This window comes from Micromonospora sp. R77 (assembly GCF_022747945.1).
In the GTDB taxonomy this organism is placed as follows: Bacteria; Actinomycetota; Actinomycetes; order Mycobacteriales; family Micromonosporaceae; genus Micromonospora.
Window position 1 is genome coordinate 6,501,075 of record NZ_JALDST010000001.1, and the last position, 21,738, is coordinate 6,522,812.

General features: G+C 72.6%; 29 protein-coding genes and 1 pseudogene. 16 read left to right on the forward strand and 14 right to left on the reverse strand.

Annotation, left to right across the window (positions count from 1 at the left end; translation table 11 throughout):
* Nucleotides 1–2: 2 nt before the first annotated feature.
* Nucleotides 3–950 (reverse strand): prolyl aminopeptidase, encoded by a 948-nt coding sequence (gene pip / locus MRQ36_RS30155; protein WP_242800122.1) that lies wholly within the window; start codon nucleotides 948–950, stop codon nucleotides 3–5.
* A 52-nt stretch (nucleotides 951–1,002) separates the two neighbouring features.
* Here pip and MRQ36_RS30160 point away from each other — a divergent pair, with 52 nt between their 5' ends.
* Genes MRQ36_RS30160 through def form a run of 3 tightly spaced genes read left to right on the forward strand, consistent with a single transcriptional unit; the run spans nucleotide 1,003 to nucleotide 2,819 of the window.
* On the forward strand, nucleotides 1,003–1,509 hold the full coding sequence (locus MRQ36_RS30160) for a MarR family winged helix-turn-helix transcriptional regulator (protein WP_242800123.1): 507 nt from the start codon (nucleotides 1,003–1,005) through the stop codon (nucleotides 1,507–1,509).
* A complete protein-coding gene (locus MRQ36_RS30165) occupies nucleotides 1,506–2,300 on the forward strand; it encodes a TetR/AcrR family transcriptional regulator (protein ID WP_242800124.1) in 795 nt (264 codons plus the stop codon). Before MRQ36_RS30160 ends, MRQ36_RS30165 begins: the two co-directional genes overlap by 4 nt.
* Nucleotides 2,301–2,309: 9 nt before the next feature.
* Nucleotides 2,310–2,819 carry a peptide deformylase gene (gene def / locus MRQ36_RS30170; RefSeq protein WP_242800125.1) on the forward strand — a complete coding sequence of 170 codons (510 nt, stop codon included), beginning with the start codon at nucleotides 2,310–2,312 and terminating at the stop codon, nucleotides 2,817–2,819.
* A gap of 47 nt (nucleotides 2,820–2,866) precedes the next feature.
* Here the strand turns inward: def and MRQ36_RS30175 are convergent, their stop codons facing one another.
* Together MRQ36_RS30175 and MRQ36_RS30180 are read right to left on the reverse strand one after the other, a co-directional pair.
* A complete protein-coding gene (locus tag MRQ36_RS30175) occupies nucleotides 2,867–3,640 on the reverse strand; it encodes a GNAT family N-acetyltransferase (RefSeq protein ID WP_242800126.1) in 774 nt (257 codons plus the stop codon).
* 5 nt (nucleotides 3,641–3,645) lie between these two features.
* Nucleotides 3,646–4,005: a helix-turn-helix domain-containing protein gene (locus MRQ36_RS30180; RefSeq protein WP_242800127.1), complete on the reverse strand. Its 360-nt coding sequence runs from the start codon at nucleotides 4,003–4,005 to the stop codon at nucleotides 3,646–3,648.
* Nucleotides 4,006–4,104: 99 nt separating this feature from the next.
* Between MRQ36_RS30180 and MRQ36_RS30185 the strand changes: the two genes are divergently transcribed.
* Nucleotides 4,105–4,704 (forward strand): malonic semialdehyde reductase, encoded by a 600-nt coding sequence (locus MRQ36_RS30185; protein ID WP_242800128.1) that lies wholly within the window; start codon nucleotides 4,105–4,107, stop codon nucleotides 4,702–4,704.
* A gap of 13 nt (nucleotides 4,705–4,717) precedes the next feature.
* Here the strand turns inward: MRQ36_RS30185 and MRQ36_RS30190 are convergent, their stop codons facing one another.
* A complete protein-coding gene (locus MRQ36_RS30190; protein ID WP_308194941.1) occupies nucleotides 4,718–5,491 on the reverse strand; it encodes a TSUP family transporter in 774 nt (257 codons plus the stop codon).
* A 176-nt stretch (nucleotides 5,492–5,667) separates the two neighbouring features.
* Between MRQ36_RS30190 and MRQ36_RS30195 the strand changes: the two genes are divergently transcribed.
* Nucleotides 5,668–6,447 carry an endonuclease/exonuclease/phosphatase family protein gene (locus tag MRQ36_RS30195; RefSeq protein ID WP_242800129.1) on the forward strand — a complete coding sequence of 260 codons (780 nt, stop codon included), beginning with the start codon at nucleotides 5,668–5,670 and terminating at the stop codon, nucleotides 6,445–6,447.
* A gap of 121 nt (nucleotides 6,448–6,568) precedes the next feature.
* On the opposite strand, the gene MRQ36_RS30200 is transcribed toward MRQ36_RS30195, so the two are convergent.
* Both MRQ36_RS30200 and MRQ36_RS30205 read right to left on the reverse strand, forming a co-directional pair.
* Nucleotides 6,569–7,213, reverse strand: coding sequence for a dihydrofolate reductase family protein (locus tag MRQ36_RS30200; protein WP_242800130.1), 645 nt, complete (start codon nucleotides 7,211–7,213; stop codon nucleotides 6,569–6,571).
* A 156-nt stretch (nucleotides 7,214–7,369) separates the two neighbouring features.
* On the reverse strand, nucleotides 7,370–8,365 hold the full coding sequence (locus tag MRQ36_RS30205) for a tyrosine-type recombinase/integrase (protein ID WP_242800131.1): 996 nt from the start codon (nucleotides 8,363–8,365) through the stop codon (nucleotides 7,370–7,372).
* 60 nt (nucleotides 8,366–8,425) lie between these two features.
* Here MRQ36_RS30205 and MRQ36_RS30210 point away from each other — a divergent pair, with 60 nt between their 5' ends.
* Complete coding sequence (locus MRQ36_RS30210; protein ID WP_242800132.1) at nucleotides 8,426–9,025, forward strand: AAA family ATPase; 600 nt, start codon at nucleotides 8,426–8,428, stop codon at nucleotides 9,023–9,025.
* A gap of 419 nt (nucleotides 9,026–9,444) precedes the next feature.
* Here the strand turns inward: MRQ36_RS30210 and MRQ36_RS30215 are convergent, their stop codons facing one another.
* The gene (locus tag MRQ36_RS30215) at nucleotides 9,445–9,948 is read right to left on the reverse strand and encodes an NUDIX hydrolase (protein WP_242800133.1); all 504 of its coding nucleotides are present in this window, start codon (nucleotides 9,946–9,948) and stop codon (nucleotides 9,445–9,447) included.
* Between the two features lie 250 nt (nucleotides 9,949–10,198).
* On the opposite strand from MRQ36_RS30215, the gene MRQ36_RS30220 reads away from it, so the two are divergent.
* From MRQ36_RS30220 to MRQ36_RS30230, 3 genes are read left to right on the forward strand one after another with little or no spacing between them, the layout of a single operon-like run.
* Complete coding sequence (locus MRQ36_RS30220) at nucleotides 10,199–10,666, forward strand: SRPBCC domain-containing protein (protein WP_242800134.1); 468 nt, start codon at nucleotides 10,199–10,201, stop codon at nucleotides 10,664–10,666.
* A complete protein-coding gene (locus tag MRQ36_RS30225) occupies nucleotides 10,663–11,016 on the forward strand; it encodes an ArsR/SmtB family transcription factor (RefSeq protein ID WP_374250938.1) in 354 nt (117 codons plus the stop codon). The genes MRQ36_RS30220 and MRQ36_RS30225 overlap by 4 nt, the downstream gene beginning before the upstream one ends.
* 15 nt (nucleotides 11,017–11,031) lie before the next feature.
* Nucleotides 11,032–11,475 carry an SRPBCC domain-containing protein gene (locus tag MRQ36_RS30230; protein ID WP_242800136.1) on the forward strand — a complete coding sequence of 148 codons (444 nt, stop codon included), beginning with the start codon at nucleotides 11,032–11,034 and terminating at the stop codon, nucleotides 11,473–11,475.
* 43 nt (nucleotides 11,476–11,518) lie between these two features.
* Here the strand turns inward: MRQ36_RS30230 and MRQ36_RS30235 are convergent, their stop codons facing one another.
* Nucleotides 11,519–12,247 (reverse strand): SDR family oxidoreductase, encoded by a 729-nt coding sequence (locus MRQ36_RS30235; RefSeq protein WP_242800137.1) that lies wholly within the window; start codon nucleotides 12,245–12,247, stop codon nucleotides 11,519–11,521.
* Between the two features lie 80 nt (nucleotides 12,248–12,327).
* Between MRQ36_RS30235 and MRQ36_RS30240 the strand changes: the two genes are divergently transcribed.
* The 4 genes from MRQ36_RS30240 (at nucleotide 12,328) to MRQ36_RS30255 (ending at nucleotide 15,039) form a co-directional block, all read left to right on the forward strand.
* Complete coding sequence (locus tag MRQ36_RS30240; protein WP_242800138.1) at nucleotides 12,328–13,164, forward strand: patatin-like phospholipase family protein; 837 nt, start codon at nucleotides 12,328–12,330, stop codon at nucleotides 13,162–13,164.
* 59 nt (nucleotides 13,165–13,223) lie between these two features.
* Nucleotides 13,224–13,682 carry a peroxiredoxin gene (locus MRQ36_RS30245; RefSeq protein WP_308194942.1) on the forward strand — a complete coding sequence of 153 codons (459 nt, stop codon included), beginning with the start codon at nucleotides 13,224–13,226 and terminating at the stop codon, nucleotides 13,680–13,682.
* Nucleotides 13,683–13,749: 67 nt separating this feature from the next.
* Complete coding sequence (locus tag MRQ36_RS30250; protein ID WP_242800139.1) at nucleotides 13,750–14,433, forward strand: hypothetical protein; 684 nt, start codon at nucleotides 13,750–13,752, stop codon at nucleotides 14,431–14,433.
* A gap of 51 nt (nucleotides 14,434–14,484) precedes the next feature.
* Nucleotides 14,485–15,039, forward strand: coding sequence for a hypothetical protein (locus MRQ36_RS30255; protein WP_242800140.1), 555 nt, complete (start codon nucleotides 14,485–14,487; stop codon nucleotides 15,037–15,039).
* Between the two features lie 44 nt (nucleotides 15,040–15,083).
* Here MRQ36_RS30255 and MRQ36_RS30260 read toward each other — a convergent pair whose 3' ends face one another.
* Nucleotides 15,084–15,455, reverse strand: coding sequence for a hypothetical protein (locus MRQ36_RS30260; RefSeq protein ID WP_242800141.1), 372 nt, complete (start codon nucleotides 15,453–15,455; stop codon nucleotides 15,084–15,086).
* Between the two features lie 38 nt (nucleotides 15,456–15,493).
* Nucleotides 15,494–15,949: a MarR family winged helix-turn-helix transcriptional regulator gene (locus tag MRQ36_RS30265; RefSeq protein ID WP_242800142.1), complete on the reverse strand. Its 456-nt coding sequence runs from the start codon at nucleotides 15,947–15,949 to the stop codon at nucleotides 15,494–15,496.
* Between the two features lie 91 nt (nucleotides 15,950–16,040).
* On the opposite strand from MRQ36_RS30265, the gene MRQ36_RS30270 reads away from it, so the two are divergent.
* On the forward strand, nucleotides 16,041–16,478 hold the full coding sequence (locus MRQ36_RS30270) for a hypothetical protein (RefSeq protein ID WP_242800143.1): 438 nt from the start codon (nucleotides 16,041–16,043) through the stop codon (nucleotides 16,476–16,478).
* 64 nt (nucleotides 16,479–16,542) lie between these two features.
* On the opposite strand, the gene cydB is transcribed toward MRQ36_RS30270, so the two are convergent.
* Both cydB and MRQ36_RS30280 read right to left on the reverse strand, forming a co-directional pair.
* A complete protein-coding gene (cydB, locus tag MRQ36_RS30275) occupies nucleotides 16,543–17,541 on the reverse strand; it encodes a cytochrome d ubiquinol oxidase subunit II (protein WP_242800144.1) in 999 nt (332 codons plus the stop codon).
* Nucleotides 17,542–17,556: 15 nt separating this feature from the next.
* Nucleotides 17,557–18,969: a cytochrome ubiquinol oxidase subunit I gene (locus tag MRQ36_RS30280; RefSeq protein ID WP_242801467.1), complete on the reverse strand. Its 1,413-nt coding sequence runs from the start codon at nucleotides 18,967–18,969 to the stop codon at nucleotides 17,557–17,559.
* Nucleotides 18,970–19,147: 178 nt separating this feature from the next.
* On the opposite strand from MRQ36_RS30280, the gene MRQ36_RS30285 reads away from it, so the two are divergent.
* Nucleotides 19,148–19,918 carry a 1-acyl-sn-glycerol-3-phosphate acyltransferase gene (locus tag MRQ36_RS30285; RefSeq protein WP_242800145.1) on the forward strand — a complete coding sequence of 257 codons (771 nt, stop codon included), beginning with the start codon at nucleotides 19,148–19,150 and terminating at the stop codon, nucleotides 19,916–19,918.
* 72 nt (nucleotides 19,919–19,990) lie between these two features.
* Nucleotides 19,991–20,830: pseudogene (locus MRQ36_RS30290) on the forward strand (SDR family NAD(P)-dependent oxidoreductase).
* A 4-nt stretch (nucleotides 20,831–20,834) separates the two neighbouring features.
* Here the strand turns inward: MRQ36_RS30290 and MRQ36_RS30295 are convergent.
* Together MRQ36_RS30295 and MRQ36_RS30300 are read right to left on the reverse strand one after the other, a co-directional pair.
* Nucleotides 20,835–21,227 (reverse strand): DUF4180 domain-containing protein, encoded by a 393-nt coding sequence (locus MRQ36_RS30295; RefSeq protein ID WP_242800146.1) that lies wholly within the window; start codon nucleotides 21,225–21,227, stop codon nucleotides 20,835–20,837.
* Complete coding sequence (locus MRQ36_RS30300) at nucleotides 21,220–21,669, reverse strand: helix-turn-helix domain-containing protein (RefSeq protein WP_242800147.1); 450 nt, start codon at nucleotides 21,667–21,669, stop codon at nucleotides 21,220–21,222. Before MRQ36_RS30300 ends, MRQ36_RS30295 begins: the two co-directional genes overlap by 8 nt.
* Nucleotides 21,670–21,738 lie beyond the last annotated feature (69 nt).

Here is a 21,738-nt window from a genome sequence, read left to right on the forward strand (position 1 = left end):
GGTCAGGGCCGGGCGAACGCGTCCAGTGCCGCCACGACCCGCTCGGTCATGCCGTTGCCGGTGCCGTGGCCGCCGCTGTCCACGATCTCCAGCCGGGCGTCCGGCCAGCCCTGCACGAGCCGCCAGGCGATGTCCGGTGGACCGCTGACGTCGAGGCGGCCCTGCACCAGCACGCCGGGGATGCCGGCGAGCTTCCCGGCGTCGCGCAGCAGCTGACCGTCGGGCAGGAACCCCCGGTGGGCGAAGTAGTGGGTGACCAACCGGGCGAACCCGTACCGGAACACCGGGTCGGCGAAGCGCGGACTGGGCCGGTGCCCGCCGGCGAGGGAGACGTGCACGTCCTCCCAGTCGCACCAGTCCCGGGCCGCCCGCTCCCGCACCCGCGGGTCCGGGTCGTTCAGCAGCCGGGCGTACGCGGCGCAGAGGTCACCGTCGCGGTCGGCCTCGGGCACCCCGGCGCGGAACCGGGCCCACTCGGCGGGGAAGACCCGGCCCATGTCCCGGGTCACCCACTCGATCTCCCGGTCGGTGTTGGCGACGACGCTGAACAGCATCAGCGCGGTGACCCGCCGCGGGTGCCGCTGGGCGTAGGCCAGGGCCAGCGACGACCCCCAGGACGCGCCGTGCAGCAGCCACCGGTCGATGCCCAGGTGCGCGCGCAGCAGCTCCATGTCGGCCAGCAGGTGCGCGGTGGTGTTCGTGGCCAGGTCCACGGCCGGGTCCGCGGCCGACGGGGTGCTGCGCCCACAGCCACGCTGGTCGAACAGGACGACCCGGTAGGCGGTCGGGTCGAACACGCGACGCCAGCCGGGGGTGGCGCCGGAGCCGGGGCCGCCGTGCACCACCAGCGCGGGCCGGCCGTCGGGGTTGCCACAGGTCTCCCAGTACACGCGCTGCCCGTCGCCGACGTTGAGCAGCCCGTGGTCGTACGGCTCGATCGGTGGATACATCCCGGTGTTCCTCCCCGCCGTCAGATGCAACAGTGCTGTTACATTAGCGGGTGTGACCGGACCACCCGACCGCGCGGCGTTGGGCACCCTGCTGCGCCACGTCCTCGACCTGCTCGACGGCGACGTGGCCGCCGTCTACGCCGACCTCGGCCGCACCGACTACCGGCCCCGCTTCTCGCCGCTGGTGCGGGTGCTGGTCGCCGACGGGCCGCTGCCGATCCGCGACCTGGCGGCCCGGGTCGGGGTCACCCACTCCGCGGCCAGCCAGACCGTCGCGCAGATGCGCCGCGCCGGACTGGTCGACGTCGCGCCCGGCCGGGACGCCCGGCAGCGGGTGGTCACCCTCACCGACCGGGCGTCCGCGCTGCTGCCGGTGATCGAGGCCGAGTGGGCGGCCACCACCGCTGCGATGCGGCAGCTCGACGCCGAGCTGCCGGTGCCCCTCGCCGACGAGCTGTACGCCGTGCTGGCCGCGTTGCGTCGCCGGCCGCTGCGCGCCCGGATCACCGACACCGGCCTGGCCGTACGCCGTACGGGCGACGGTACAGTCGGCGAGTGACCATCGAGTACAGCGGCACCGGCGACCCGGCCCGCAGCCTCGCCCTGCTCTGGCGTACCCGGGACAAGCCCAGCCGCCGCGGCGGCGACCTCGGCGTGGAACGGATCGTGCGCGCCGCCATCGAGGTCGCCGACGCCGAAGGCCTCGCCGCGCTGTCCATGCGCCGCGTCGCCGAACGCCTCGGCGTGGGCACCATGTCGCTCTACACCCACGTGCCCGGCAAGGGCGAACTGCTCGACGTCATGCTCGACACCGTGTACGGCGAGACCGCCCGCCCCGACGACGTGCCCGGCGGCTGGCGCGGCCGGCTCACCCAGATCGCCCGGGAGAACTTCGCGCTCTACCTGCGCCACCCGTGGCTGCTGCAGGTCGCCACCACCCGCCCACCGCTGGGCCCCCAGGTCACCGCCAAGTACGAGTACGAACTGCGCGCCGTCGACGGCATCGGCCTGACCGACCTCGAGATGGACGCCGTCGTCACCCTCGTCACCGGCTACGTGCACGGCGCGGTACGCGGCGCCGTCGAGGCCGCCCAGGCCGCCGCACGCACCGGCATGACCGACGAACAGTGGTGGCAGGCCCACGCCCCCTACCTGGACACGGTCCTCGACCCGCGGCGGTTCCCCCTCGCCGCCCGGGTCGGCACCGCCGCCGGGCAGGAGTACCAGGCCGCCACCGACCCCGACCGCGCCTTCGCCTTCGGCCTCGCACGCATCCTCGACGGCGTCGAGGTGCTCCTGCGTGACCGCGACACGACGGGCGGGAACACCCGCAGCGCCTCCGACCGATAGCCTTCCGGCATGACCATGCGCCCCATCCGGATCATCGGCGACCCCGTGCTGCGCACCCCCTGCGAGCCGGTGACCAGCTTCGACGCCGACCTGCGCGCCCTGGTGACGGACCTGATGGACACGCTGCTCGGCGCGCCCGGCCGCGCCGGCGTGGCCGCCCCGCAGATCGGCGTCAACGCCCAGGTGTTCGTCTACGACGCCGACGGCCACCGCGGCCACCTGGTCAACCCGACCCTGGAGCTGTCCGAGGAACTCCAGGACGACGACGAGGGCTGCCTGTCCATCCCCGGCCTGTACTTCCCGACGTCCCGGGCCATGCACGCCACCGCCCACGGCGTCGACCAGCACGGCCAGCCGCTGACCATCTCCGGCAGCGGCTTCCTGGCCCGCGCCCTGCAGCACGAGACCGACCACCTGCACGGGCGCCTCTACGTCGACACGCTGCGCGGCGACACCCGCCGCAAGGCCCTGCGGGAGATCCGCGCCGGCCGGTTCGACTCACCCAGCCGCCACCACTGACCACCTCACCTGGCGGCTGGGCCGGGCACGCCGGGCAGCCGCGCCGGTCACGCACGGAACCGGAGCCCGCACTCCACGAAGCCCTCGACCCGGGTGAAGCCCAACCGCTCGTACAGCCGCACCGCGGCGAGGTTGTCCGCCCGCACGTTCAGGGCGACATGGTCGACGCCGTCGCGCAGCCGGCCGCACAGCGCCGCCACCGCGGCCGAGGCCAGGCCCCGCCCGCGTACCCGGGGATGGGTGGTGACGTTGCCGAGGGCGGCCACCCGCCAGGCGGGGGACCACACGTGCACCCCGGCGACCGCCACCAGCTCCCCGCCGTCGCGGACACCCACGTACTGGCCGGTGTCGAGCATCCGCGGATCGAACCAGTTACCCGGATAGGCGGCCGCGTAGAGCGCCAGCAACGCCGGCAGGTCCGCACGCCCCAGCACCTCGCCCGCCGGCGCGACCGTGGCCAGCCGCGCCGGATCGGTCAACGCCATCCGATGGTGGTCGGCCGCCTCCGTCACCACGAACCGGTCGGTCAGCGCCGCGGACAGGCCGGGGGACAGGTGCGCCCACAACCGCGCCGGCAGCACCGGCGCCAGCTCGGCCAGCAGCGCCGCCAGCTCCGCGCGGTCCGCCGGCCCGCCGAACGCCAGCAGCGTCGGCAGCTCCACCCCGTGATAGAGCAGCGCCACCTGGTCGCCGCGCCGGAACCACGACGTGTACGGCCAGAAGAAGTCGTCCAGGTCACCCAGCTGATAGGCGTGGCGTACCGGATCCCGGGCCAGCAGCGCGGCCAGGACGGTGCGGTCGTGTTCGGCGCGTACCGGCATCGCGGTCAGCAGCCGCCGCGCGGCCCGGCAGCGGGCAGGTTCTCCTGCGCCCAGTGGGCGAGCGCGTCCAACGCCGGCAGCAGCGCCCCGCCCCGCTCGGTCAGCTGGTAGGTGACCCCCAGCGGGGGACCCTCCCGCACCGTACGCGACACCAGCCCCACCCGGCACAGCTCACCGAGCCGGTCGGACAGCACCGACTCGCTGATGCCCGGCAGCGCGCGGGTCAGCTCGGCGAACCCGGCGGGACCGTGGGCCAGGGTGCCCAGCAGGATCCCGTTCCACCGCTTGCCGAGGAACGCGAAGGCCCGGGCGAGACCCGCGTCGCACGCCCGCGGCGTTCCCCCCACTTCCGGCCCGACCGTCATGGCACCAGGATACGGGCCCCACCGACAGCGCAAGCCACTTCTAAAAAGCTAGCTGCTACCGTTCATGGAGCCATCTCTCCCACCCCTGAGGAGCCCCCCATGAACAACCCCATCACCCTGCACCCCGACGCACAGGCACAACTGTTCACCGACGCCCGCACCGCCAACACCTTCACCGACGAACCCGTCACCGACGACCAACTGCGCGCCATCTTCGACCTCGCCAAATACCCACCCACCGCCGCCAACACCCAACCCCTGCGCGTGCTCTACATCCGCGACGGCGAACCCCGCGAACGCCTCCTCACCCACATGTCCGAAGGCAACCGCGCCAAGACCGCCGCCGCCCCCGTCGTCGCCGTCCTCGCCGCCGACACCAACTTCCACGACCACATCCCACACGTCTTCCCGATCCGCCCCCAGATGCGCGACAGCCTCGCCGACGACCCCGCCGGCCGCGAACAGATGGCCCGCTTCAACGCCACCCTGCAGATCGGCTACTGGCTCCTCGCCGTCCGCGCCGCCGGCCTCGCCGCCGGACCCATGGCCGGCTTCGACACCCACGGCGTCGACAAGGACTTCTTCGCCGACAACGGCTGGAAATCCCTCCTCGTGGTCAACCTCGGCAAGCCCGGCCCCGACGCCTGGTACCCCCGACTGCCCCGCCTCGACTACGACGACGTCGTCCGACACGCCTGACCCGGCGACCCACTCAACCGGCCAACCACTGGTCATGACCCAGCTTGGCCACCAACGCCAACACCACCACCAACAACACCACCCGCACGAAGCCGGAGCCGCGCCGCAACGCCATCCGCGCCCCCAGCGCGGCTCCGGCGACGTTGCACACCGCCATCCCCGCACCCAGCAACCACCACACGTGCCCCGTCGCGCCGAACACCACCAACGCACCCAAATTCGTGCCGGCGTTCACCACCTTCGCCATCGCCGACCCGTGCACGAAATCCGCCCCCACCAACCCGGTGAACGCCAACACCAGGAACGTCCCCGTCCCCGGCCCGATCAACCCGTCGTACAGGGCCACACCCAACCCCGCCACCGCCACCGCCACGACCACCCGCCCCCGGGTCCGCCGCGCCGGCTGCGCCACCACCCCCAACCGCGGCCGACACAACACCAACACCGCCACCGCCACCAACACCACCAACACCACCGGCCGGTACGCCCCCGCCGGCACCGCCCCCGCCAACGCCGCACCCAACCCCGCCGTCACCACCGCCAACCCCGCCGACGGCCCCGCCACCACCCAGTCCACCTTCGTCCGCCGCGCATACGTCACCGCCGCCGTCGACGTACCGAAGATCGCCGCCAACTTGTTCGTGCCCAACGCCGTCGCCACCGGCAACCCCGGCGCCGCCACCAACAACGCCGGCAACAACAACAACCCACCACCACCCACCACGGCGTCCACCCAACCCGCCATGGCGGCCGCAGCCAACAGAGTGCCCAGCGACAGAGGATCCACGGGCGGCCATTCTTCCCACCACCCCACCACCCACGAGAACCCCTGTGGCCAGCCTCACCGACCCCGCCGCCGCCGCAACCACACCCCCAACCAACCCACCGCCACGAACACCAGCACCGAACACAGCAACGCCCTCACCATCCAGCAACCCTCCCACGCCGACGTAGGGTGAACAGGTGCGCCTGGCCACCTTCAACCTGCTGCACGGACGATCCCTCACCGACGGACTCGTCAACCCCGACCGGCTCGCCGCCGCCGTCACCGCCCTCGACGCCGACGTCCTCGCCCTCCAGGAAGTCGACCGCGACCAGACCCGCAGCGGCAACCTCGACCTCACCGCCATCGCCGCCCACGCCCTCGACGCCCCCGAACACCGCTTCGCCGCCGCCGTCGTCGGCACCCCCGGCGAACAGTTCCGCCCCCTCACCCACGACGACGACGGCCACGGCGAACCCCTCTACGGCGTCGGCCTCGTCAGCCGCCACCCCGTACGCACCTGGCAGGTCACCCGCCTCCGCCCCGCCCCCGTCCGCTCACCCGTCTACATCCCCGGACCCGACGGCGGACTCATCCTCCTGCGCGACGAACCCCGCGTCGTCCTCGCCGCCGTCCTCGACACCCCACACGGCCCCCTCACCGTCGCCGCCACCCACCTGTCCTTCGTCCCCGGCTGGAACCTCCTCCAACTCCGCCGCGTCGTCCGGGCCCTGCGCACCCTGCCCGCCCCCCGGATCCTCCTCGGCGACCTCAACCTCCCCGCCGCACCCGCCGCGCTGCTCACCCGCTGGCAACCCCTCGGCCGACGCCCCACCTACCCGGCCGGACAACCCCGCGTGCAACTCGACCACATCCTCGCCGACCGCCACGGCCTCGACCGGCTCCCACCCGTCACCGCCGTCGACACCCCACCCTCCACCATCTCCGACCACCGGCCCCTCGTCGTCGACCTCGGCTGAACCACCGACCACCCGCCCCAGCTCAACCGCACAGCTGCCGCAGCCCGACAGGCAGCTCGACGCCCGCCCCGGAGCAGCCCCGGAAGGCACAAGAGCCCCCCAGGGCTGCCCCGAGAACCGGTCACCTCCGCCAGAACAGATGGTGCGTCACCCCGCTCGGACTGGGCACCACCTCCAGGTGAAACCGATCGAGCAACTCATCGGGTGACTCCCACAGACGCACCCCGGACCCGAGCCGCACCGGCGAAACCGCCACATGCAGGGTGTCGACAAGATCGGCGTCGAGGAACTGCCGGATGGTGGTGACCCCACCGCCGAGCCGGACGTCCTTGCCCTGCGCCGCCTCCCGGGCCTGTCCGAGGACCGAGGCAGGATCGCCGCCGACGAAATGGAACGTCGTGTCGGACAGCGTGAACGAAGGGCGCCCGTAGTGGGTCATCACGAACACCGGAGTGCGGAACGGCGGCTCGTCACCCCACCAGCCGCGCCACTCATGGTCCTGCCACGGCCCGCGCTGCGGACCGAACTTGTTGCGGCCCATGATCTCGGCACCGATGTCACGGGCGTAGTCCCGCGTCAGGTAGTCATCGAGACCCCGGCTGCCCCCGGGATCGGTGCGCATGGGCCAACTCGCCGTGGCACCGGCCCAGGCGAACAGCCGCTCGGGCTCCACATGACCGAACGGCCGCTCAAGGGTCTGGTCCTCACCGGCACCGATTCCGTCACTCGAGACATTGAAGTTCTGGACTCTCAACAACTGCACCATATGTTCCTCCTTGACGGTGACAACCGTGGTGAGACGTGGATCGTCACCGTGAGGTCGGAGCCGACCGACCGATCCCGACCCCGCACCGGCAGAATCACCTGATCCGCGCCCGCGCGGCTCCTCCACCAGGGCCCACCCGACGCACCCCGCGGCCACTCACCCCGACCGCTCCACCACCAGACCCGCCAACGCCCGATTCGTGCGGTTGGACGCCACCGCCGCCCGCTGCTGACCCGCCGTCACCTCGATGTACGTCTGCGACGACGCCAACGACGCATGACCCAGCAACCGCATGATCTCCGCCGCACCCGCCCCGTCCTCCGCCAACCGCGTGGCGAACGTGTGCCGCAACGCGTGCAACCGCGCACCACGCGGCACCCGGTCACCGATGCCCGCCCGCCGGTAACACGACTCCACCAGGTACTGCAGACCACCCCGGCGCAGCGGCTCACCCCGCCGATCCACCAGCAACGCCGAATCCGGCCGGACGCTGCGCGACCCGAACCGACGCGCCCGACTGTCCAGATAGTCCCGCACCGCCCGGTCCAGGCCCGCCTCGATCGGCACCACCCGCGGACGACCGCCCTTGCCGGCCACCTCGACCCGCCGCTCGCCCTCCCGCCCGCCCAGCGACGACACCCGCAACGCCAGCAGCTCGGACAGGCGCAGCCCGGCGCAGAGCGCCAGCGCCAGCACCGCCACATCCCGCTCGGGCCACGGGTCGCGCTGCCGACCGTCCTCGCGGGCCACCGCGGCGAGCAGCTGCTCGGGGGTGTCCTCACCGCGCAGCGGCTTCGGGCGGGGGAGTGGCGTACGAGGGCGGCCCACCGCCGGCATCGGATTTCCCGGCACGACCCCCTCGGCGACCAGGAAGGTGAAGAAGCTGTTCCAGGTCGACCAGGCGCGGTGCACGGAGGCTGCGGCGCGGGGAGTGGCGAACGAGGCGAACGCCGACCGCATGACGCGGGGGGAGAGGGCGGTGACCGGCACGGCGTCGAGGGGGAGTGCGCGGTCCTCGGCGACCAGCCGTGCGACGGCGACGAGGTCCCGCCGGTAGGCGGCCAGGGTGTGGGGGGAGGGCTTGCGGGTGGCCCGGGCCGTCAGGAACTCCTCGATCAGCGTTCCGAGCATTTCGCCCGTTTTGTCATGCATAAGGGATATTATGCATGATTTTCGCGTCCGGGCAACGGTGGGGAAGGGGAGCGGCCTACCGTGAGCGGGGTGCGGGTGCAGCGGTACGTCCTGACGGGAGCGCCCGGGGCGGGCAAGACGACCATCCTGGCGCAGTTGCGGCGGCGCGGCCGGCAGGTCGTCGCGGAGGCCGCCACGGACGTGATCGCCGACCGCCAGGCCGCGGGTTGCGACGAGCCGTGGCGACGGGACGACTTCCTGGACCTGGTGGTCGCGGAGCAGGCCCGCCGGCAGCGGGCGCAGCCGCCGGGCAGCCCGCAGGTGTACGACCGTTCGCCGCTGTGCACCCTGGCCCTGGCGCGTCATCAGGGTCGCGCGGTCACGCCGGCGCTCGCCGCCGAGGTGGCGCGGATCCGTCGTGACGGCATCTACCAGCGGCAGGTCTTTCTCGTCCAGCCGTTGGGCTTCGTCACCCGCACGGCGGCCCGGCGGATCGGTGTGGCCGAGGCGCTGGCCTTCGGCCGGCTGCACGAGCAGGTCTACCGGGAGCACGGCCACGAGCTGGTCGTGGTGCCGCCGGGTCCGGTGGGTGAGCGGGTGGACCTGATCGAGGAGCACCTGCGCCGCTGGGCGGCCCCACCCGTCCCGGGAGAGGGCCCCGACCAGGTTCACTTTACATAATGTGCATTATCGAATCTCGGGTTGGATGCTTGATGGGCTGCCGGAACGCGCGATGCGACGGGATCGGTGTCGCTCCCAGGCTTCCTCACAGAGTCAGATCGGGCCGCACCGTTCCGGTGCGGTTTCAGTCCGCGTGGCTCGGCCACTGCACCCCAGTTGGTGGACACAGCCTTCGGTTGACTGGCTGGCCGCGGCGTGCCATTTTCTTGTCGCTGCCGCCGTGGCCGCCGTGGCCGGGCGATCGGTTCCCGTTGGCGCACTGGTGAGCAGCCGGGCCTCTCCCCTGGATCGCGCCTGCCGCATCGACCGGCAGGGATGGCAGGCAGCCGCCGACGGGCCGAGCGGTCCGGTCGGCACAGGCGGTGGCCCGTCAGCCCGCTCGCGGCATCGACCTCGGCGCGGGTGGTCCCCGGCGGGTGCTAGAGGCCGAGGTGGAGCGGCTGGGCCGGCGTGCCCGTGGTGAGCAGCGCGGTCAGCGGTGTGGCGAGGTCGCGGGGCGAGAACAGGTCGGGGCCGCCGTAGTTGACGATCTCCGGGAGGTGCCACCAGCGGAACGCGGCCAGGTTCTCGGCGGCGAGTTGGTCGTCGGTCAGTTCACCGCGGGGCTGGAAGTGGTGCACCCGGATGAGGAAGTAGTCGTTGATGATGCCGTCGAAGCCCGGCGCGTGGTCGGCGGCGATGACTTCCTGGTGCCAGACGTGCGGTGGGTCGGCGGTGGTCGTCAGGCCGGTCTCCTCGCGGAGTTCGCGGCGCAGGGCGGTGAGCGGGTCCTCGCCGGGTTCGATGCCGCCGCCCGGCGCCGCCCACACGCCGGTCGCCTGGCCCGGCACGACGGGGTGCGGGAAGACGAACCGGCACAGCAGGATGCGGTCGTCCTCGTCGAGCAGGATCGCCCGGACCGAGCGACGCAGGTTCGGCGTCACCGCATGTCAGCCGTGGCGGCGGCCGGAACATTGATCGACATGTCCCGAGGCTACCAACCCCCCGGTGCAGAACGAGATCATCGTAACCCTTGGATCTGATGACGCCGGCGCGCATCGGATCGCTCGCCACTGCGAGGAAACCGGCTCCGCAGTGGATACCCGGACTGGCGGATAGCGCAACCATTGGTTGCGCGCTCCCCCTCGGGCCCGCTAGCCTGACCTGCAACCAAACGTTGCGAAAGGTGGCGCCATGGAATTCGGCACGATCGAGCGGGAGATCCACATCGACGCCTCACCCGAGGTCGTCTTCGACGTGGTGAGCAGCCCGGAGCACCTGCGCCAGTGGTGGCCGGACGAGGCGGAGTTCCCGGCGGAGCCGGGTGGTGCGGGCCGGATCGGGTTCGGCGACTGTGCCCACGGTGGCACGTGGGTGCAGTTCACCGTGGTCGACGCGATTCCCCCGCAGCTGTTCTCCTTCCGCTGGACCCATGACGAGGGCGTGGCCGCCGCACCGGGCAACTCGCTGCTGGTGGTCTTCGAGCTGCGGCCGGACGGGGCGGGGACGCTGCTGCGGATGACCGAGAGCGGCTTCCGGGAGCGTGGCTGGGAGGAGGCGAAGGTCGCCGCCGAGTACGCCGAGCACGTCACCGGTTGGGACTACTTCCTCCCCCGGCTGCCGGCGTACGCGGCGACGGTGGCGGCGGGCGCGTCCGCGTGACGGTGGTGGACGACGACCTGTGGGCGGCGGTCGGCGACCCGACCCGGCGGCGGCTGCTCGACCTGCTGCTGAGCGACGGCAGTGGGACGGCGACGAGCCTGAGTGACCGGCTGCCGGTGACCCGTCAGGCGGTGGCGAAGCACCTGGTCGTCCTGGACCGGGTGGGTCTGGTGCACGCGACCACCAGTGGACGGGAGCGGCAGTTCCGCGTCGACGAGGCGCAGCTGGCCCGCGCCGTCGCGCAGCTGGCGGACGTGGGTGCGGCGTGGAACGCCCGGCTGCGGCGGATCCGGCGGATCGCGGAGTCGATCGAGCGGGGCAGGCACGCGGGGACCGAGCAGGATCAGTAGGAGGGGGTTCGGGAGATGGCAGACATCTTGCATCGCATCGGCGTCGCGCGCTCGTCGCCGCAGCGGGTGTACGAGGCGCTCACCACGGTGGACGGTTTGTCGGGTTGGTGGACGGAGAAGACGTCCGGGGTGACCGAGCTGGGCGGTGTGCTGGAGTTCCGGTTCGCGGCGGGCGGGTTCGACATGAAGGTCGTGGAGCTGGTGCCGGGGCGGCGGGTGCGTTGGGAGGTGGTGGACGGGCCGCCGGAGTGGGTCGGCACCGGTGTGCGGTGGGACCTGCGGCAGGACGGTGACTTCACGATCGTGGTGTTCGCGCACGAGGGTTGGCGTGAGCCGGTGGAGTTCATGTACCACTGCAGCACCAAGTGGGCGGTCTTCCTGCTGAGTCTCAAGCGGTTGCTGGAGACCGGGGAGGGTGCTCCGGAGCCGCGGGACGTGCGGATCAGCGACTGGCACTGACTGGCCGTCCTGCGCGTGGTCGGGGTGCTCTCCCCCGCCGGGGTCAGAGGCCGCCGGCGACGCGCAGGACGGCGCCGGTGGTGTAGGAGGCGTCGGGGCCGAGCAGCCAGGTGACGGCGGCGGCGACCTCGTCGGGTTCTCCGGCGCGGCCGAGGGGGATGCGGGCGGCGGCGGTGTCGGCGCGGTCGGGTGTGCCGGAGAGGGTGTGGATGTCGGTGCGGATGATGCCGGGGGCGACGGCGTTGACCCGGATGCCGTGTGGGGCGAGTTCCTTGGCCAGGCCGAGGGTGAGCGTGTCGGTGGCGGCCTTGACGGCGGCGTAGTGGATGTATTCGCCGGGGCTGCCGAGGGTGGCGGCGGCGGAGGAGATGTTGACGATGGCGCCGCCGTGGGTCATCCGGCGGGCGGCTTGTTGGGCGCAGAGGACGTACCCGATGAGGTTGACGTCGACGACCTGGCGCAGGTCGTCGTGGCGCAGGTCGGTGAAGGGTCCGATGGGGCTGGTGATGCCGGCGTTGTTGACCAGGCCGGTGAGGGGGCCGAGGTCGGCGGCGGCGTCGAAGAGGTGGCGGACCTGGTCGGGGTCGCTGGTGTCGGCGGGTACGGCGATGCCGTGGTTGCCGGTGGCGTCCAGGTCGGCGAGGACGGCCTGGGCGGCGGTGTGGTCGTGGCGGTAGCCGATGGCGACGTGGTGGCCGGCGGCGGCGAGCCGGCGGGCGGTGGCGGCGCCGATGCCGCGGCTGCCGCCGGTGACGATGGTGACGTTGGTCAATGTCCTCTCCCCTGCCCTGGTGGTGCGGGTGACGTTACCGTGACCGGCACGGGTGCGATCGTGGGAAGGGTGGCTCGGGGATGACGCGGGCGTTGGTGTTGGGCGGTGGCGGGGTGACCGGGGTGGCCTGGGAGTTGGGGCTGCTGGCGGGTCTGGTGGAGCGGGGGGTGGACCTGGTCGGGGCGGATCTGGTGGTGGGGACGTCGGCGGGTTCGGTGGTGGGTGCGCAGGTGTGTTCGGGGGTGCCGGTGGAGCGGTTGTACGCGGCGCAGTTGCGTCCGGCGGGGGGTGAGGTGGCGGCGCGGTTGGGGGTGGGGGTGCTGGCGCGGTGGGTGTGGGCGGGTGGGCGTGGGCGGGATGCGGTGCGGGCGCGGGCCCGGGTGGGGGCGATGGCGTGTGCGGCGCGGACGCCGTCGGAGGCGTCGCGGCGGGCGGTGATCGAGGGGCGGTTGCCGGTGCGGGAGTGGCCGGCGCGGTTGCGGGTGACGGCGGTGGACGCGGTGTCGGGTGAGTTCGTGGTGTTCGACGCGGGCAGTGGGGTGTCGTTGGTGGATGCGGTGGGGGCGAGTTGCGCGGTGCCGGGGGTGTGGCCGCCGGTGACGATCGCGGGTCGTCGGTTCGTCGACGGTGGGGTGCGGTCGGCGGTGAATGCGGATCTGGCCGAGGGGGCGGAGGCGGTGGTGGTGTTGGCGCCGGTGTCGTCGGCGTTCGGGCCGATGCCGCGGCTGGCGGCGCAGGTGGCCGGGTTGCGGCGGTCGGCGCGGGTGGCGGTGGTGACGCCGGACGGGGCGGCGCGGCGGGCGATCGGTCGTAACGTGTTGGATCCGGCGCGTCGGGCGGGTGCTGCGCGGGCCGGTCGGGCGCAGGCGGCGGTGGTGGCCGACGAGGTGGCGGCGGTGTGGGGTCGGTTGGCCTAGGTCTCGGGGGTCGGGTCGCTTAGGCTCCGCGCGTCGGGTCCGAGTGGTGGAGGTGCGCGGTGGGTGTGGGCGTCGGGGATGTGGTGGCGGATTTCGCGTTGCCGGACGAGACGGGGGCGGTGCGCCGGTTGTCGGAGTTCCTGGCGGCGGGGCCGGTGGTGGTGTTCTTCTATCCGGCGGCGTTGACGCGGGGGTGCACGGCGGAGAGTTGTCATTTCCGGGATCTGGCGGCGGAGTTCGCGGCGGTGGGTGCGCAGCGGGTGGGGATCAGTCGGGATCCGGTGGAGCGGCAGGCGGAGTTCTCGCGGCGGCACGGGTTCGACTATCCGTTGTTGTCGGATGTCGACGGTGCGGTGGCGGAGGCGTTCGGGGTGCGGCGGCGGTTGCCGTTGGGGGCGTTGAGCACGCGGCGGATGACGTTCGTGATCGGCGTGGATCGGCGGGTGTTGGCGGTGGTGCACAGCGAGTTGAGCATGAACGAGCACGCGGACGCGGCGTTGCGCGCGCTGGGTGGTTGATCTTCCGCTTGTCGCAGTTGCCTGGTATCAAGGCTGCAATCAAACACGTGTACGGAAGAGGGCTGTGATGGCGGGCCAGGGTTTGTCCAGTGACGAGGTGCAGGGTATTCGGGAGGCGTTGGCGGCGGGCCGCAAGCCGAGGGTGGTGTTCACGGCGGCGGCTGGTCAGATGGCCGGGCAGGTCGGTCAGGTGGTGGAGTTGACCGATCCGGAGCAGTCCGAGGAGTTCGTGGTGGTGCGGTTCGGTCGGGACGAGTTGCCCTTCTCCCCCGCCGACGTGGCGATCGTGCCGAAGGGGGCGGGGCGGCGCGCGGCGGAGCCGAGGCCGGAGCCGGCGGTGCCTGCGCAGGTGTCGCCGGAGCCGGAGTTCGTGTTGGACACGCCTCGGGTGCCCGAGCCGCGCCGGGAGGAGCCGAAGGTGGAGCAGCAGGTGGAGCCGAGGCCGGCGAAGCGGGCGGTGAAGGCGGCGAAGCCGAAGACCCCGGCGGGGCTGACGGTGACGTTGGCGTACGCGGATGGTGAGTGGACGGTGGCGGCGCAGCAGGGGGCGAAGGCGCTGGCGAAGCCGTATGTGGTGAAGCCGGCGGAGGCGTTGCGGATGGTGGCGCTGGTGGATGTGCCGGGTGTGCAGGAGGCGGTGGAGCAGATCCTGGGTGCGGAGCGGGCGGAGGCGGAGCAGCAGGCGGAGAAGTTGCGGGCGGAGTTGGCGGAGATCGAGGCGCGGTTGGCGGAGTTGCGCGAGGCGCGGTGACGCCGGTGGGGTCCATTGATTCTTGTCGGTGAGTGCTGGCAGGCTGCGGGCATGGTCGAGGGTGGTGTCGGTCCGCGGGACGTGGATGTGCTGTGGCGGCGGTCGGTGGAGTGCGTGGACCGTCTGGATCGGGCCGGGGCGCGGTTGATGCGTCGGGCGATCGAGCTGGAGTTCCCGTCGTCGGTGGGTCTGCGGGTGGATCCGGCGGCCTTCGGTCTGGTGGTGGACGCGTACGGCTATCTGGGGCACCAGGACTTTTCGGTGCAGGTGGCGACGGCGGAGGGGGTGGCCGCGGCGGCGGCGCTCTCCGTGGCCGCGACGCGTTTCCTGTCGGTCGGGTGGGACGGTCAGGAATACCTGACCGATGAGGAGGGGCGGGCCGCGGAGAGCGCCGACACGGAGAGCAGGTTCTACACCCCGAACTTCGTGTCGGCGGTGCAGCCGCATCCGGATGGGCCGTGGTTGTGGCTGGACTGCAAGGACGGCGCGATGCCGTTGATGGCGCGGACGATGATCCGGATTCTGCTGCAGGAGTTGCGTCGGGCCGGGGTGGCCGAGGGGGTGATTCGGCCCGCTCCGCGTGGCTCCGGCCGGTGGGGCGCGTAGCGGGCCGCTCCCCCGGGGTCTAGCCGTGCGTGCGTGGTCCGGGGTCAGTGGTCGGTGCGGCGTCTGCCGGTGATGGCGAGGGTGGTGAGCACTGTGGTGGGGATGGCCAGCAGCAGTGCCCAGCCGAGGGTTCGGCCGCGCAGTTGTTGGCAGGCGGCGGTGGTGCGGACCGCGGAGTCGTGGTCGACGCGGGTGCCGCCGTCGGTGGCGTATTCGTGCCTGTCGTCGGGCCAGGTGTCGGCGCTGCCGTGCGGGGCGGCCAGGACGGGGGCGCAGGTGAGGGTGGGTGCGCCGGGGCGGTCGCCGTCGAGGTCGTAGTAGGGGCGGGTGGTGCCGGTGGCGAGCAGCCAGCCGATGGTGAGCAGGCCGAGGGTGGCGAGGGTGGCGTGGACGAGTGCGGCGCGGTGGTGTCGCATCGGTCGGCTCCCTGGCGCGGGTGGCGGGCGGGCGCGGGTCATCGTGTCACGGGGCCGCCACGGTGGTGGTCGAGCAGGGTGGTGAGCAGCCGGGTCAGGGTGGCGCGGTCGGCGGCGGACAGTGGGGCGAGCAGGGTGTCCTGGACCCGGTCGAGGGTCTCCCCCATCCGGTGCAGTTCGCGGCGGCCGGTGTCGGTGAGGGTGATGACGTTGCGGCGGCGGTCGGCGGGGTCGGGGTCGCGGCGCACGTGGTTCCTGGCGGTGAGGTCGTTGAGGACGGCGACGACGTCGCTGCGGTCGATGCCGCAGCGACGGCCGAGGTCGGCCTGGCTGGCGGGGCCGTGCTCGTCGAGGGCGGCGAGGAGTCGGTAGTGGTAGCCGCGGGCGTCGAGGGCGCTGAGGCCGTCGGCGACGAGGCGGGCGGCGTGGGCGGCGGTCTGGGTGAGCAGCCAGCTGGGGGTGGTGCGGAGGCGGGTGGGGGTGCCGGGTTCCATGGTGGCACCCTACCAGGATTCGTTGGTCGGACCCACGATTCCTGCTATGTTGGTCCGGCCAACATTGGTTGCGCCAACACAGGAGGACTCCATGTCGACCACGCTGTCCGGCCAGGTCATCGGCCAGGCCCACCACGCGACCCGGGCGCTCCTCGAACGCGAACTGACCGGCATCGGGCTGACCTTCGCCCAGAGCCTCGCGCTCAACGCCGTCGCCGCCGAGGGCGGGGCCGCCGTCCGGTCCGCGCTCGTACGGCGACTGACCGGCGTCCTGAAGGTCGACGAGTCGACGGTCGCCACGACCCTCGCCGAGCTGATCGACGCCGGCCTGCTGCGAGCGCTGCCCGCCGACGGGCCGGGTCTGGCCTTCACCGACCTCGGGCGGGAGCGGCACCGCCTGATCGCCGACGCGACCGGCGCCATCGTCGCCCGGCTCTATGCGGACATCCCCGCCGAGGACGCGGCGGCCACGGCCCGGGTGCTGACCCTGCTCACCCGGCGCGCCGACGCCGAGCTGGCGCAGGGCTGAACACCCCGCGGGGCCGGTGCGACCCCCTCGCACCGGCCCCGCGTTTCCCGCGCCCGCAGGCTCATCAGTGTTGCGGGATGTTCAATACCCCGATCCGCTTGCGGAACACCCAGTACGTCCAACCTTGATAGGCGAGCACGATCGGGGTGAACACCACCGCCACCCAGGTCATGATCTTCAGGGTGTAGGGGGTGGAGGCGGCGTTCGTCGCGGTGAGCGTGCCGGCGGCGTCGAGGGTGGACGGCATGACGTTCGGGAAGAGCGCGGCGAACAGGGTCGCCACGGCCAGGGCGATGGCCACCGCGGTGCCGGTGAACGCCCAGCCCTCCCGGCGTACCCGGGCGGCGGCCAGGCCACCGACCAGGGCGAGGGCCGCGCCGACCGCGAGCACGACGGCGGCCGTGCTGGAGCGGATGGTCAGCGTCCAGGCCAGGAACGCCACCGCCACCACGGCGGTGCCGACACCGAGGCGCACGGCGAGGGCGCCGGCCCGTTCCCTGATGTCGCCGGTGGTCTTGAGGGCGATGAACACCGCGCCGTGGGTGAGGAAGAGCGCGGCCGTGGTCACGCCACCGAGCAGGGCGTACGGGTGGAGCAGGTCGGCGAGGCCGCCGGCGTACTCGTGGTCGGCCGTCAGCGGCACGCCGCGCAGGATGTTGGCGAAGGCGACGCCCCAGAGGATGGCCGGCAGCAGCGAGCCGACGAAGATCGCCGTGTCCCAGCGGCGCTTCCAGGACGCCTCGGGGCGCTTGTGCCGGTATTCGAAGGCGACGCCGCGGGCGATGAGCGCGAGCAGGATCAGCAGCAGCGGCAGGTAGAAGCCGGAGAAGAGGGTGGCGTACCACTCGGGGAAGGCGGCGAACATCGCACCGCCGGCGGTGATGAGCCAGACCTCGTTGCCGTCCCAGACCGGGCCGATGGTGTTGATCAGGACGCGGCGTTCCCGGTCGTCGCGGCCGAGCACGGGCAGCAGCATGCCGACGCCGAAGTCGAAGCCTTCGAGGATGAAGTAGCCGGTGAAGAGCACGGCGACGAGGAGAAACCAGACGGTGGTCAGTTCCACGATGGGCTCCGGGGATCAGTAGGCGAAGGCGAGCGGGCGGTCGGCGTCGTCGCGGTCGTCGTCGGTGGGCGCGGGGTCGACGTCGGGGACGCCGGCGCGGGCGTAGCGGACCAGCAGTTTGAACTCGACGACGGCGAGGGCGGCGTAGATCAGGGTGAAGGCGGTGAAGGAGGTGAGCACCTCGGTCAGCGACACCGAGCGGGACACGCCGTTGCGGGTGAGCATCTCGCCGAAGACGATCCACGGTTGGCGGCCCATCTCGGTGAAGATCCAGCCGAAGGAGTTCGCGAGCAGCGGCAGGGCCGGCAGGACCAGGCCGGCGCGCAGCAGCCACCTGCTGGTGGGGGTGCGGCCCTTGCGCTGGGTCCAGAGCACCAGCAGGGCGATCGCGGCGGCGGCCAACCCGAAGCCGATCATGAAGCGGAAGCTCCAGTAGGTGACCGGGATGATCGGGGTGTAGCTGCCGGCGCCGTACTGGCTGGCGTACTGGGCCTGCAGGTCGTTGATGCCCTGCACGGTGCCGTTCGGGTCGCCGGTGCCGAGGAACGACAGCAGGTACGGGATCTTGAGGGCGAAGACCTCGCGGCTGCCGTCGAGGCTGCCGACGGTGAGCACGGAGAACGAGGCGGGGCTCTCGGTGGTGTAGAGGCCCTCGGCGGCGGCCATCTTCATCGGCTGCACCTCGGTCATGATCTTGCCTTGGATGTCGCCGGTTAGCAGCACCAGCGCCGAGGAGACCAGCACCACCCAGGAGCCGAACTTCGTGGCGAAGCGGTAGGCGTCGGTGTCGGCGCTGTCGCGGTTGCGGATGACGTGCCACAGGCCGACGGCGACGATCAGCGAGCCGGCGACGAGGAACGCGCCGGCGAGGGTGTGCGGGAAGGTGACCAGGGCGACCTTGTTGGTGAGCACGGCCGGGAAGTCGGTGAGTTCGGCGCGCCCGCTGTCGGGGTTGATCCGGTAGCCGACGGGGTTCTGCATGAACGAGTTCGCGGCGAGGATGAAGTACGCGGACAGGTTGGTGCCGATGGCGGCGGCCCAGATGCTGGCCAGGTGGGCCCGCTTGGGCAGCCGGTCCCAGCCGAAGATCCACAGGCCGATGAAGGTGGATTCGAGGAAGAACGCGACCAGGGCCTCGATGGCCAGGGGGGCGCCGAAGATGTCGCCGACGAAGCGGGAGTAGTCGCTCCAGTTCATGCCGAACTGGAACTCCTGCACGATGCCGGTGACCACGCCCATCGCGAAGTTGATCAGGAAGAGCTTGCCGTAGAACTTGGTGAGTTTCAGGTAGCGCTCGTTGCCGGTGCGGTGCCACATCGTCTGGAGGATGGCCACCAGGATCGACAGGCCGATCGTCAGCGGCACGAAGAGAAAGTGGTAGACGGTGGTGACACCGAACTGCCAGCGGGCGACGTCCAACGCGTCCACCTGTGAACCCCCAGCCATGCGTACTACGAGACGTAGTAAATACTACTGCTCGTCGTAGAGAAATCGGCAGGGCCGCAGGGCCCGACCCGACCCGGGACCAATGACCCTGATCACCTCGGCCACCCGACCCGGGATCGGGTCACCGGGCCGCGCGCCCGCGTGCGACCATCCAGCACTGATGGACACCACCGGATGGCGGGCGCCGCTGCTGTGGCGCGCCGCGCAACTGCTGGCCCGGGCCGCCGTCGGCGCGCTCGGCCACCTCGAGGTCACCGGCGACGTGCCGGCCGAGCTGCGCCGCGGCCCGCTCGTGCTGGCGGCCAACCACATCAGCCTGTTCGACCCGGTGGTGCTCGCCGCCGCCTGCCGGGCCCGCGGGATCGCCCCCAGGATCATGGCCACCGGCGGCCTGTTCCGGACCCCGGTGCTCGGCGCACTGATGCGCCGGGCCGGGCACATCCGCGTCGACCGGGGCACCACGTCGGTGCACCAGGCCCTCGACACCGCCGCCGCGGCCGTCGCCCGCGGCTCGGTGGTCCTGGTCTACCCGGAGGGGCGCATCGGCCTCGCCCCGGGCATGTGGCCCGAACGCGGCAAGACCGGCGCCGCCCGGCTCGCCTTCGCCAGCGGCGCCCCGGTCGTCCCCGTCGCCCAGTGGGGCTCCCACGAGGTGCTCCCCTACCGGGCACCCCAGGGCATGCTGCGCGGCATCGCCCACGCGGTGCGGCGACGCCCGGTGATCCGGGTGCACTTCGGCGCCCCGGTCGCCCTGGCCGACGTGCCACCCGGCTCCCCCGGCGCGGCCCGACGGGCCACCGACCGGATCATCGACGCGATCACCGACTGCCTGGTGCCGCTGCGCCCTGACGAGCCGGACGGCCCCCGCCACGTCGACCCGGGCCGCCCGGTGGACGTCAGCCGGATCCACCGCCGACACCTGGCCGGCTGACCCGATTTGCCTTCGCGTGCGCTCGAAGGATGAGACTCTGCGAGTCATCCGGCGACGAGAGCGGGAAACACCATGAGCGCACCGACCGTACTGATCACCGGCACGTCCACCGGCATCGGCCTGGAGACCGCCGTGGGCGCGGCCCGCGCCGGCTGGCGGACTGTGGCCACCATGCGCGACGTGTCGCGCGCCGACGCGCTAGCGCCGCGCCGCCGACGCCGCCGGGCCGCCGACCTGCTGGAGGTACGCCGGCTCGACGTCACCGACCAGGCGTCGGTCACCGCCTGCGTGGCCGACGTGGTCGACGCGCACGGCCGGCTCGACGCGGTGGTCAACAACGCCGGCGACCGGGCACGTCGGCACCCTGGAACAGGAGACCATCGACGACGTACGGGCCGTCATGGAGGTCAACTTCTTCGGGGTGCTGCACGTCAGCCGGGCCGCGCTGCCGCACCTGCGGGCCGCCCGGGGCCGGTTGGTCACCGTCTCCAGCGTCGGCGGCGTGGTCGGGCAGCCGTTCAACGAGGCGGTACTGCGCGGCGAAGTTCGCCGTCGAGGGGTTCATGGAGTCCCTCGCGCCCCTGGCCGCCACCGTCGGGGTCACCGTCACCGTGGTCGAGCCGGGCGCGGTGGCCAGCGAGTTCGTCACCAACGTCGGCGTCGACCGGGACGCCGCCGTCGACGCCGCCGGGTACGGGCCGGCGCTGCGGGCGTACCTGCAGCGCAGCGCCGGGGCGTTCGCGGCGGCGCAGTCCCCGGCGGACGCCGCCGCGGCGGTGGTCGCCACCCTGACCGACCTGGACCCGGCGCCTGGTGCAGACCTCGACCACCGCCCGGCAGTTCGTCGGCATGAAGCTCGCCGACCTCGACGGCCGGACGGTCACCGCGACCACCGCCGGGTGGCTGGCCTGACCGCTCAGCGGGTGCCGGCCGCGCCCGCCGGCCGGCCGGCGCGCAGCCGGGCGTCGAGGGCGTCGAGGTCCGGCACGAACCAAACGTGGTCGGCGCGGTTCGACTCGTGCACCAGGGCGCGCAGGGCCGCGCTCTCCGCCAGGTGCCCGGAGATGTCACCGACCACGACCAGCCGCAACCGGTAGTTGACGAACTTCTGCATGACGTCCCCCGCGAACCGGGTGCCGAGGGCGAAGAAGTCCGGACCCAGCCGGCTCGCCGGCACGGCCACCACCTCCGCGCCGGCGAACGCCGCGCCGATCAGGTCGAGGGCGTCGGCCTCGGTGACCAGCGGCGGGCCGGCCGGGTCGCACACCAGCACCGGCACGCCGGCCCGGTCCTGCACCAGGTCAGGCATCGTCGGCCTCCCCGGCGAACAGGGCGTTGTCGCCGGTCAGCACGCCGTCGAGCAGGTGCAGCAGCGCGGCGGTGGCGGCCGCGCCGCCCAGGACCACGATCTTCATGCGGTGCCTCTCGTCGTCGTACACGGTCTGGATGCGCAGCGGGGCCTGGTCACGGCCGGTGTTCGCGGCGGCCAGGACGAGGGTGGCGAGCCGGTCCGCGGCGACCCGGTCGACCCCGTCGACGCCGACGATGCTCGACACCTCCACGGCCGGGCCGGTGGGCCGGGCCGGTGCCGGGCGGCCGGTGAACGCGTCGAGGTCGGCGCGGGCGATCCGGTACTGCTTGCCGATCCGCACCGCCGGCAGGCGGCCGGCGCGGATGTAGCCGCGCACCGTGCGCGGATGCAGACTCAACAGCTCCGCCACTTGCTCCACGGAATACACATCGTTACTCATCGTGCGCCATCATAGGCATGAAAAGGAGCGATAGGGAATGCCATGCGATGGCGTGGTCGCCAGCCGGTC